The organism is Streptomyces sp. G-G2 (assembly GCF_030063135.1).
GTDB lineage: Bacteria > Actinomycetota > Actinomycetes > Streptomycetales > Streptomycetaceae > Streptomyces.
Genome location: NZ_JASISO010000052.1, coordinates 21,408 through 31,328 on the forward strand (window position 1 = coordinate 21,408; position 9,921 = coordinate 31,328).

The 9,921-nt window shown below is 70.3% G+C and carries 10 protein-coding genes; 6 read left to right on the forward strand and 4 right to left on the reverse strand.

Going from position 1 to position 9,921, the window contains the following annotated elements; translation table 11 throughout:
• Positions 1-82 precede the first annotated feature (82 nt).
• Together QMF80_RS31545 and QMF80_RS31550 are read left to right on the forward strand one after the other, a co-directional pair.
• A complete protein-coding gene (locus tag QMF80_RS31545) occupies positions 83-679 on the forward strand; it encodes a winged helix-turn-helix domain-containing protein (protein ID WP_283459517.1) in 597 nt (198 codons plus the stop codon).
• Positions 669-1,556 (forward strand): MBL fold metallo-hydrolase, encoded by an 888-nt coding sequence (locus QMF80_RS31550; RefSeq protein ID WP_283459519.1) that lies wholly within the window; start codon positions 669-671, stop codon positions 1,554-1,556. Before QMF80_RS31545 ends, QMF80_RS31550 begins: the two co-directional genes overlap by 11 nt.
• A 542-nt stretch (positions 1,557-2,098) precedes the next feature.
• Here the strand turns inward: QMF80_RS31550 and QMF80_RS31555 are convergent.
• Positions 2,099-2,641, reverse strand: a complete 543-nt coding sequence (locus tag QMF80_RS31555) for a GNAT family N-acetyltransferase (RefSeq protein WP_283459521.1) — start codon at positions 2,639-2,641, stop codon at positions 2,099-2,101.
• Positions 2,642-2,785: 144 nt separating this feature from the next.
• Here QMF80_RS31555 and QMF80_RS31560 point away from each other — a divergent pair, with 144 nt between their 5' ends.
• The gene (locus QMF80_RS31560) at positions 2,786-3,091 is read left to right on the forward strand and encodes a YkvA family protein (RefSeq protein ID WP_283459522.1); all 306 of its coding nucleotides are present in this window, start codon (positions 2,786-2,788) and stop codon (positions 3,089-3,091) included.
• A gap of 35 nt (positions 3,092-3,126) precedes the next feature.
• Here the strand turns inward: QMF80_RS31560 and QMF80_RS31565 are convergent, their stop codons facing one another.
• Positions 3,127-3,372: a response regulator transcription factor gene (locus QMF80_RS31565; RefSeq protein ID WP_349372256.1), complete on the reverse strand. Its 246-nt coding sequence runs from the start codon at positions 3,370-3,372 to the stop codon at positions 3,127-3,129.
• A 361-nt stretch (positions 3,373-3,733) separates the two neighbouring features.
• Here QMF80_RS31565 and QMF80_RS31570 point away from each other — a divergent pair, with 361 nt between their 5' ends.
• Complete coding sequence (locus tag QMF80_RS31570; RefSeq protein ID WP_283459524.1) at positions 3,734-4,162, forward strand: hypothetical protein; 429 nt, start codon at positions 3,734-3,736, stop codon at positions 4,160-4,162.
• Between the two features lie 299 nt (positions 4,163-4,461).
• Positions 4,462-7,104 (forward strand): NACHT domain-containing protein, encoded by a 2,643-nt coding sequence (locus tag QMF80_RS31575; protein WP_283459526.1) that lies wholly within the window; start codon positions 4,462-4,464, stop codon positions 7,102-7,104.
• A 184-nt stretch (positions 7,105-7,288) separates the two neighbouring features.
• Here the strand turns inward: QMF80_RS31575 and QMF80_RS31580 are convergent, their stop codons facing one another.
• A complete protein-coding gene (locus QMF80_RS31580; protein WP_283459528.1) occupies positions 7,289-7,666 on the reverse strand; it encodes a hypothetical protein in 378 nt (125 codons plus the stop codon).
• Between the two features lie 81 nt (positions 7,667-7,747).
• Positions 7,748-8,257 carry an EndoU domain-containing protein gene (locus tag QMF80_RS31585; protein WP_283459530.1) on the reverse strand — a complete coding sequence of 170 codons (510 nt, stop codon included), beginning with the start codon at positions 8,255-8,257 and terminating at the stop codon, positions 7,748-7,750.
• Positions 8,258-8,311: 54 nt separating this feature from the next.
• Between QMF80_RS31585 and QMF80_RS31590 the strand changes: the two genes are divergently transcribed.
• A complete protein-coding gene (locus QMF80_RS31590) occupies positions 8,312-9,220 on the forward strand; it encodes a hypothetical protein (RefSeq protein ID WP_283459531.1) in 909 nt (302 codons plus the stop codon).
• Positions 9,221-9,921 lie beyond the last annotated feature (701 nt).

The window sequence follows — 9,921 nt, forward strand, 5'->3', positions numbered from 1 at the left end:
TGGGCGCACTAAAGAGCCGAGAATCTTAAAGAAAGCCAAAGGGTACGTTGACATTCTCATGTGTCAACGTACCCTTTGACATATGCGACTGAGCGATCCGAAGGCGATCCGCGCCCTGGCCCACCCGATCCGGCTCGACCTGCTGGAGACTCTCGGCAAGATCGGTCCGGCGACGGCTGCGAGCTGCGGGCGGGTGCTGGGTGTGTCCCAGGCCAGCTGCTCCTTCCACCTGCGCCAGCTGGCCAAGTACGGCTTCGTCGAGGACGCCGGGCCGGGCAGCGACCGGCGCGAGCGGCGCTGGCAGGTCGCCGACCGGCAGATGCTGCTGGCCGACAGCGCGCAGGTCGATCCGCTGGTGGCGCAGCAGCTCAGCCGGGTCGTGGTCGAGCGCGAGGCCGCCCGTGCGCTCGACTGGGTGGGCCGCACGCTCGGCGAGAGCGCCCAGTGGCGAGACGCGGCCCGGGGTATGGCCGCCACTGTGCGGGTGACAGCCGTTGAGGCCGCCGAGATCAAGGCGCAGTGGCGCGCGATCCTGGCCCCGTACCTGACGAGGGACGCCGCCCAGGTCCAGGGCGCCGCCCCAGACGCACACGCCGACGACCGGCGCCACGTCCGCTACTTCATGGCGGCCTCGCCGCTTGCCGACACGGACCTGGGGGACAGCACCGATGACCACTGACAACACGGTCGACTTCACCCGCAACGCGCCGGTGACCGGCAGCCTCGACGTGCACTGGAACCACGGCGCGCGCTCCAAGGCTGACGGCGCCGAGCCGCTCATCCAGGTGCACGCCTACGACGAGCACACCTTCGTCCTGCGCCAGAGCAAGACCGTCAACTACGAGGCGCCCTTCATCTACCTGCTCTTCGGCAACGAGCGGGCCCTGCTGCTGGACACCGGGGCCACCGCCGACCCGGCCCGCTTCCCGCTGCGGGCCACCGTCGACGAGTTGGTGGACGCCTGGCTGCGCGAGCACCCGCGCCCGGGCTACGAGCTGGTCGTGGCCCACACGCACGGGCATGGCGATCACGTCGCCGCCGACGCCCAGTTCGCCGACCGGCCCCGGACCACGGTGGTGGCCCGGGAACTGGAGGCGGTCCAGGAGTTCTTCGGCTTCACCTCCTGGCCGCAGGAGACCATCGACTTCGACCTCGGCGGCCGAGTCCTGGAGGTGATCGGTTCGCCGGGGCACCACCGGGCGGCCGTAACGATCCACGACCCGTGGACGGGCATACTGCTCACCGGCGACACCATCTACCCCGGTCGGCTCTACGCCTTCGACTTCGCAGAGTTCACCGCGACCCTTGAGCGACTGGTGGACTTCACGCAGACCCGGCCGGTGACTCACGTCCTGGGCTGCCACATCGAGCTCACCGCCCGTCCGGGCGTGGACTTCCCGCTCGGCGCGCGGTACCAACCAGACGAGCGCGAGCTGCAAATGACGGTGAATCAGCTGATCGCGGTCCGGGACGCGGCACGGGCGGTCGCCGACCGACCCGGGGTGCACACCTTCGATGACTTCATCCTCTTCAACGGGCCGTGCGCCGGTGCGTAGCTCCGTCTGACGGCCCGCGGCCTGGTCCACAAGGCGCACCGCGCCCTCTCGGTGCCCTTCCGTCGGTGACGGCGAGTCAACGCGGCCGCGCCCACGAGGCGTCACTGGGTGCCATGAGGCGCCCGCGGAAGGGCCCAGCAGCAGGGGTCGGGTGAAGGAGTGGCGTCCAGGCGGGCGTCGTGCCGTCGCGACGCCAGCCCCCTACTGGCGGACCCTCTAAATCAGCCGTCGCCGAAAGAATGCACCCGTCTCCTGACGGTCGGCGCCCTCCCGGGGGCCGGGAAGCACCCCCTCCCCGCTTCCCGGCCCCCGGGCACGCCCGCTCCTGCTGGAGCGGCCAGCCTCCCACCGCCTGGCCTACCGGCGAGGGGGCCGTGTGAGCCTGTACTGCATGGCGCGGCACGCGGGCGCGCGTGATGACGCGGGCGGCGTTGTCGGGGCTGACATCGAACAGATGAGACACCAGCCGCTGCTGCCGCTGCCGCTGCCGCTGCCGTTGCCGTTGTCGGTGGCTCTGGTGTCGCCGCGCGGGTTGCCCCGGATCAGGAGCGGTCGAAGCCCCAGGTCTGGAGCACGTACGGCCTGCCCTTCTCCTCGCCCTTGATCAACGGCACGTCGAGGATCCGGAATCCGGCGCTGGTGGCCACGGCGACGCTGGAGGCGTTCTCGGCCTCCAGCTCCAGGATCACCTGGTCCACGCCCAGGTGCTCGAAGGCGTACGCGGCCATCACCCGCACCGCTCGGGCGGCCAGCCCTTGGCCCCGGTGGGCGGGGCCCACCGCGTAGCCGAGCTCCGTGCCCTCGGGAGCGCGCTTCAGCATCACCTCGCCGAGCGGAGCGCCCCCGTCGACGGTGATGGCGAGCAGGAGGGCCGTACCTTCCGTACGGAGCTGCCGGGCCCGGTCCAGCCGGGTGCGGGCGGCCTCGGCGTCGAAAGGGGAGACGATCGGCGTCCAGTGCGCGATGTCGGGGTGGTCGAACAGCGCGGGCATCGCGGCCAGGTCCGTCTCGGTCCAGTCGCGCAGGACCAGCCCCTCCACCGTCAGCTCGACACGGTCGGGAAAGGACGGCGTGGCACTGCTCATGCGGGGGGACCTCCGTGGCCGGTACGAGACGAGGCAGGATATCCGGGAGCTGGGCGTCGGTTCACCGGATTTTCCGGCAGAGGGCGTGGGGAGCCGGTGCCGGCCGCCCCGATAGGGCGGAAGGGGACCGGGTATACGGGTGTCATGGACGGAAAAGTCTGGCTCATCCTGGCCGCCGTGGTCGCCACGGGTCTCGCGATCGGCGCCGCCGTGCTGCTCGTCAGGGTCTTCGCGGCGCGGCGGCTCCTGCTCGACGCCGGAATCCCGCTGCGTGACAAGGCCTTGTTCTGGGTCGCCGTCGTGTACACCGTCTCGCCCTTGGACCTGATCCCGGACCCGGTGTACCTGGACGACATCGGGGTGCTGCTGCTGGCCCTGCGCTCCCTGCACGCGGCCGCCGCGCGCCTGCCCGGCGGGGTGAAAGCGCCCAGCCCGGACACGAGCGCCTGAACGCCCTGCGAGCGGAGTCGTTCGCGTCCGTTCCCTCATGGGGCCGCAGGCGAGGGCCCGGCCGTGAGTTGCTCGGCCAGTTGAGTGCGTCGCCGCACACCGAGCTTGTGGAAGCCGCTGGTCAGGTGAGTGCCGACGGTGCGGCGGGGCAGGTCGAGCAGCGCTGCGATCTCCGCGTTGGAGCGGCCCCGTGCGGCCAGTTCGCAGATTCGGCGCTCGTCGGCCGTGAGGACGCTGACACCGGTCGGGCAGGTGGACGAACTGGACCACTGGCTCGACACCGGCCTGCTGCGGGTGCCCTACCTGCAACTGGTCACCGCGGACGGGGAGGTGCCGCTTCCCCGGTTCTGTCCGCCGCGTACCCTCCTGGGCTGGGCCGAGCACGGTTACGTGGACGGCCCTGTTCGACAGGTCCCGCTGACGCCGCGCCGCCCGGCCATCGCAGAGGGCGGCCGACCGCGCGCTCTCGACTGCTGGCGCCGGGCCGCTTCGTCCGTGATCACTATCCGGACGAGTGTCGGTGAAGGAACCGCGGCGGGCCGCGCGGGGTACTACGGTCTCGCATGTCGAACACGAGAGGGACGGGGTGGTCGGGTGTTGGCGGAAGGTTTGACGGCACTGGCAGCGGCGGGAGGCGCCGCGGTGGCACAGGCGGCGGGGACGAGTGCCTGGCAGGGACTCCAGCAGGCGGTCGCCCAGTGGTTCGGGCGGGGCGACCAGGCGCGTCAGCGAATCGAACTGGAGCGGCTGGACCGTTGTGCGGCCGTACTCGCCGAGGCACAGGACGGTGGCGAGGCGCAACGAGCGAGAATCGGCCAGCAGGGCGCCTGGCAGGCCCGGTTCGAGCACGCGTTGGAGGCCCTCGGCGAGCCCGAACGCGAGCAGGCCGCCCTGGTCTTGCGCGCTCTGCTCGACGCGCACGCACCGGCGCACGGGGTGTCGGCGCCGGGCGGTGGACAGGCTGTCGGCGGGAACGTGGACATCCGGGCCGATCGCGGATCCGCGGCGGCGCTCCAGATGCGCGACGTCAACGTCGCGATCCCTCCGATGCCGGGTCCGCAGCAGGGCTGAGCGGGCTCGGCGGTGGTCAGGCCCCCCACATCACAGCAGACACCGTCATCACGGCCTCCAGCGGCGGGTTCGCGGTCGGGCATGCCAACAGCATCACGTACTACGCTCCCGCAGGAGTACCGCGGGCCCCCGGTGAGGAAGCCACCGGCCCCGATCTCCGGCTCGACGCGTATCTGCGAGCCGTCCGGTGTGCCGCCGAACAGCACCCGTACGCCGGACTCGCCGTTGAACTCGACGCGCCGCCCCTGGGCGACGTCTACGTACCTCGGCGGGCCGAATCCCGTTCCGGGCGCGCTCGGGTGACCGCCGAGCACGTCTTCGGAGCTGCCGGGAGCCGCCTGCGAGTCCTCACGGCCGGCCCGGGGCACGGAAAGTCGACCCTGCTGCGTCATCACCTGGCGTCCGCCTGCCGTCATCTACCGCAGCGGGGAACGGACACGGCCAGGACGGCGGACGCTGCCGCGGTCCCGGACGCGGTCCCGGTGCTGGTCCACGCCGCTGGACTGATCGCCTCGCCGCTCCTGGCCCTCGCCCTGGCGACAGCGGTGACCGCGGCGCTCGGCCCGTTCGGGCTGCGCGAAGCGCTGACCGAGGACTTCTTCCGCCGCCGCCCGCATCCCGACGCGCCCTGGCTGGTGATGATCGACGGACTCGACGAGGTCCCCGACCGCACCACGCGGCTGTCGCTGCTGGACCGGCTGTCCCGGGAAGCGGGGCAGAAGGACTCGCCGTACCGGTTCCTCATCGCGACCCGGCCGTTGCCCCGTGGCGAGCTCGAGCGGCTGGGCCCGACCGCCGACCACTTCGGCTTGCGGCCCTATACCGACGCCGACGTGCGCACCTACGCGGAGAAGCGCTTCAGCGGGCTGCCCGACGCCGATCGCCATGTCAGGACCTTCACCAACGGCATCCTCCGGACCCGCCTGGACGGCCTGGCCCGCATACCGCTCATGGCCGCCATGCTGTGCCACCTGTACACAGCCGACGTCGACCAGCCTCTTCCCGAGGGGCGGACCGGGGTCTACCGGTCCTTCGTCGAGCTGCTCTACGAGCAGAACGTCCACAAACGTGTCGGTGTCCTCCACGACGAGGCCATCAACGCTCTGACCAGCCGGTACCAGATCCCGCAGGACCGCCGGGCAGTGCAAGGGGCCGCGGAGCGCGCCCGCGAGAACCTGCCTCGTCTCATCGACCACCTGGCGCATGAACGAATCGGCGGAAACCCCGATCCGGCCACCGAGATCCTCGCCGCGCACCCGCTCGCACGGTGCCCGGCAAAGGTCAAGCCGCCGCTCTGGCATGCGCTCCTGGCCGATCTGCTGCGGGCCACGGGCCTGTTGGTCGGCCAGGGCGACGACGTCGACTTCCTGCACCGCACGCTGCTCGAGTACCACGCCGCGCGTCACGTCACCGGCGACGATCAGGCCCGCGTCCAACTGCTGCACCGGCTGTTCCACATCCGGCGCCTGCGCGACAGGCTGCCCTGGGCGGCACGGCCGGGCCCCGCCGCAGGCCAGGTGGATCCGCTGGATCTGGACGCGTCCTACCTGGGCTTCCTTCTTGACGCGCTGCTGGTCCCCGGCGACTCGATCGCCACCGCCACGCTTCGGGCCCTGGAAGGCCTCGTCGCGCCCCCGGGTATCACCGGGTACCACCTGCTCAAGGCGCAGCTCCAGCTCGGCAGCAGTTTTCCGCGGCAGACCACCGCCCGCTGGCTGACCGTCTTCGCCGACAGCCCCGTCCTGGATGACCGCAGTCGTGTGGAGGCGGCGTGGGACCTCGCCGAACTGGACGGCCACCCCGATGAAGGCGCCCGGCTGCTGGCCCGTCTCGCCCGTGACCGCAGCCTCGACTCGTACGGTCGCGGGTGGGCCGCCGACGTGCTGGCCGGGCTGGACGGGCACCGGGAGGCGGGAGCCGCGCTGCTCGTGCAGCTCGCCCTGGACCCCGCGATGGCCCCGGAGGCCCGCATCCTCGCCGCCCGGGACGTGAGCCGGCTCGACGCACACGAGGGCGACGGCGCCCGGCTGCTCACCGAGTTCGCCACGGCTGCCGGAACGGAGGACGACCTCCGCAGTGAGGCCGCAGCACACCTGGCCGAGCTGGACGGGTTCCAGGAGGCCGCGGCCGGGATACTGCTCGGCATCGCCCAGTACGGCGACGTGACTGCCGCCGCATACCTCGCCGGGATGGAGGGGCCGCAGAGGGAGGACGGCATCGGCCTGCTCGCCGCGTTCACTGCGGACCCCGACGGGGATCCGAACGACCGTGTGCGTGCCGCCCAGGCTCTGGCCGAGGTGGACGGCTGCCGCGCTCGGGCCATCGAGCTGCTGACGGACTTCGCCCGCGAGGCCGTACCGGGGAGTCATACGCTGCTGGTCGCCGTCGAGGCGCTCGCCGAGTTCGACGGCGAACGGGCCGCTGAACTGGCCCTGCCCGTCGCCCTTGGGGGCCGCTGCCATCCACACAACCGCCTGCGGGCCCTGCACGTGCTGGCGTACTCCCCAGTGCACCAGGGAAAAGCAGCCCGGCCGCTCGCCGCCCATGCGGCCGACCCCGCTGCGGAGGCACATCACCGCGTGGACGCCGCTCGAACGCTGGCCTCGCTGGACGGGCACCGGGAGGGGGCCGTCGCCCTCCTCGGCGAGATCGCCGAGAACACAGCCGTGGATCCATGGGACCGCATGCTGGCGGCCGCGGCGCTGGCCGAACTCGGTGAGGACCGCTCGGCGGCGCTCCTCACCGCCTTCGTCGCGGACCCTGCGCTGCGGGCGGACGCCCGCGTCCAAGCCGCCCGCGCGCTGGCGCAGTTGGACGGGCACCGCGCGGCAGGCATAAGGCTTCTCTCCGCGTTCGCCGACGACACGGCAAGCGGCGCGGCGGTCAGCCGGAACGCCGCGGTCTCCCTCACCACCCTCGGTCTCTACCGGATCCGACGGTGACCCGGCCGTTCAAGCGAGCGGACGTGCTCCCGGGACCCCCTCCCGCGCGGCACGTACGCGTCCAGGCCCTTCCCCCCGGAGCGGACCGGGCCGGGGTCGACGCTCGTCGGAGGGGAGCGGCTGCCCCGACGAACCCCCAACACGCGCCGACCGGGCCCACTCCGCCCCACCGGCGCGCAACGGGCTAGCAGGCGGGGACCGTCGACTGGTTGGTGACGTAGGACGAGTGGACGAAGGCCCAGACCGGCACCGAACCTCCCGCGTAGTTCACGTAGGCGTAGAACCACCGGTTGCTGGAGTAGTTTCCGGTGGCCCATCCTCCGTCCTTATAGCAGGCCACGTAGGAGGCCTGGCCATTGGGATTGCGCCAGCCGTCGGACGTCACCCAGCCGATGAAGTCCGAGGAGACCGCGTACGGTGCGTTGCGGGCTGCCGCACCCGCCTGGACGGTCATGATCGCGTATCCGCTCGCTTGCGCCGTCGGGGCGATCACCGCCGTCGTACCCAGCGTCATGCCGACGGCCGCCACGGTGAAAATGGTGCGCTTCCATCTCGTTTGCATGGCCAAACTCCCTCGCTCGCATCCGGGTTCTTGCTGCGTGAGGAAAACGGTACGAAGGCTATGGCGACGGTATGGCGACGGTCATGAGAAGGGGGCGAGCGTGTAGGCCGAGATGACTCCCTCCCCGAAGGGCTCGACGACGACCCGCACCTTCACGCCGCCATAGGAGCCGTCGACACGGAAGCGGGCGGGGACGGCCCACTCCACATCCGGGAGGTTGTGCCAGGGGTTGAACAATGTCCCCGGCTGCCGGCCGAAGTCATCGCCGCCGCGGGTCCATCGGGATGACGGATCGGAGGCGACCGCCTGCACCGCCTGGAAGATCTTTTCGTCGGTCCAGTCACTCGGAAAGAGACTTTTCCCGAGATTGCGCGCAGCGGCTCTCCCGGAGTGCAGTTCCGCGATGTGATCCATACGAAAGGGCGACAGATAGCTGGCGCGGCTCCGTAGTTCCGGAGTGATCTCAGGCCCGTCCTCCTCGTCCACCGGGACTTCTTCCCAGCCTCCGAACCTTCCCGGCAGCGCGTCCCGACCGGTGGCCTCGTGATCGTAGATATTCCTGGGGTGGTAGGGCTCCTGATCGTCCGTCATCCGGCCCACTCCCGAGTCGTGGCGGCAGCTACGGTGACACTATAAGGTGCCCATATGGACGCTGCGGGGCATATTCGCACCTTGCTCGCCGAGAATCCCGCCTACCGGCACCGGTGGATGACGCACACTCATCGCCGTCGGAAAGGCGAGGTCAGTTACTCGGGCATAGCTCAGGTCGTCGCGCTCCATTTATGGGAAACCGGATTGCGGTCGGACACCGATCGCGATCTGCCGAGGAGACTGCGCGACCGCATCCGCCAGGCCTTGCGCGGTGAGCAGCTCACACATGAGACGGTGACGTGGCTGACCGAATCCTTCTGTTTTTCCACGGAAGACACAGCGGCGGTCTGGGACGCTTTCGCGGGGCGCAGTTCGATCGACCTGGGTGGCAACGGGGTCTCCTTCACCCTGCGCGATCCTCCGGTGCCGCTCGTACAGCCGCAGCTCCATCGAACGACGGCACTCTTCTCGCATTACCACCTGGGGCCGGACCGTACACTCCACAGAACAGACCACAGCCATGTTCTGGTCGCACTGGAGGACGGGGTCGACTCGTACGCCTACAGTCCCCGCGACTCAGTCGAATCCGTCGAGTCGGTAATCGGCGGGACCTTCGCCGGATTCCAACCGAGCAGCCCTGGTTTCGTCGGGGTGAAGATCCTCCTGGAGCGCGTACTGCGGAAAGGACAGTACGCCTCACTCCAATACTCGACAATCCACCGGGCCACACCGGAAGCCTGCACCGACCTGCGGCGGGCCGCACGAAGGCGAATCGACAACGTCGACATGCGCATCACCTACCACGAAGCGGTCCCGAGCAGGGCGTGGTGGTGTGCGTGGGGCGCCTACAGTGCAGGCGAGCTGGTGCGGGAAGTGCGGCTCGAAGCAGGCATCCAGGGCGAACTGCACCAGTTCTTCCCCTCTCTCGAACAGGCAGTGGTCGGCTTCCGATGGGAGTGGTGAGCAGGGGCGATGCCCGGGGCAGTTCGAGCGTCGGCCGAGTACGCGAGTCCGCGGCTCACGATGGTGCGTGGAGTCGGGCCCGTCACGCAGGCGTCGAAGCTCTGGGTGAACGGGGTGGCTCTCCCCCGTCATCTCGAACCACTGAAGGTTCGCTGTGCCGCACGTCTGCCACCGGCTGCCTCGTCAAGCCGCCTTGCATGGCTCGTGGTCGGCGGCCAGGTATCCGCCGCGCCTGCCCCGGTGCACACGTCCGCGATGGCGGCGGTGGCCGATGAGGGTCCTGGTTACGCGATAGAGGACTTCGGGTACCCGAACGCCGACACGGACACGGACACGCAGATGAGGAGGCCACCCCTCGGCTCGTCGAGGGGTGGCCTCCAGCGCGGTGCGGCAGGCTCTCGGGCTCACCTGCACATCGAAACCCGCGAGGGGCTGTGGGGGTGCGAGGGGAGACGAGCCGCGTCACCCTCGGGATCGGACAGCATCAGAGGTGCTCGCGAGTGGGAGGGGGCGCTGCGACGCCACGTGTCAGGGAAGTTGGATCGCGTTCCAGTCCCAGTGCGCAGAGGCCGGGACCGCCGCGCTCGCGGTGAACGGCTGGATGTGACCAGCCGCATCAGCCAAACCGGTGAACATCTTGATCGACCCATCACCGAAGCGATACATCATGCCCAGGTCAGCACGACGGTCACCATTGAAGT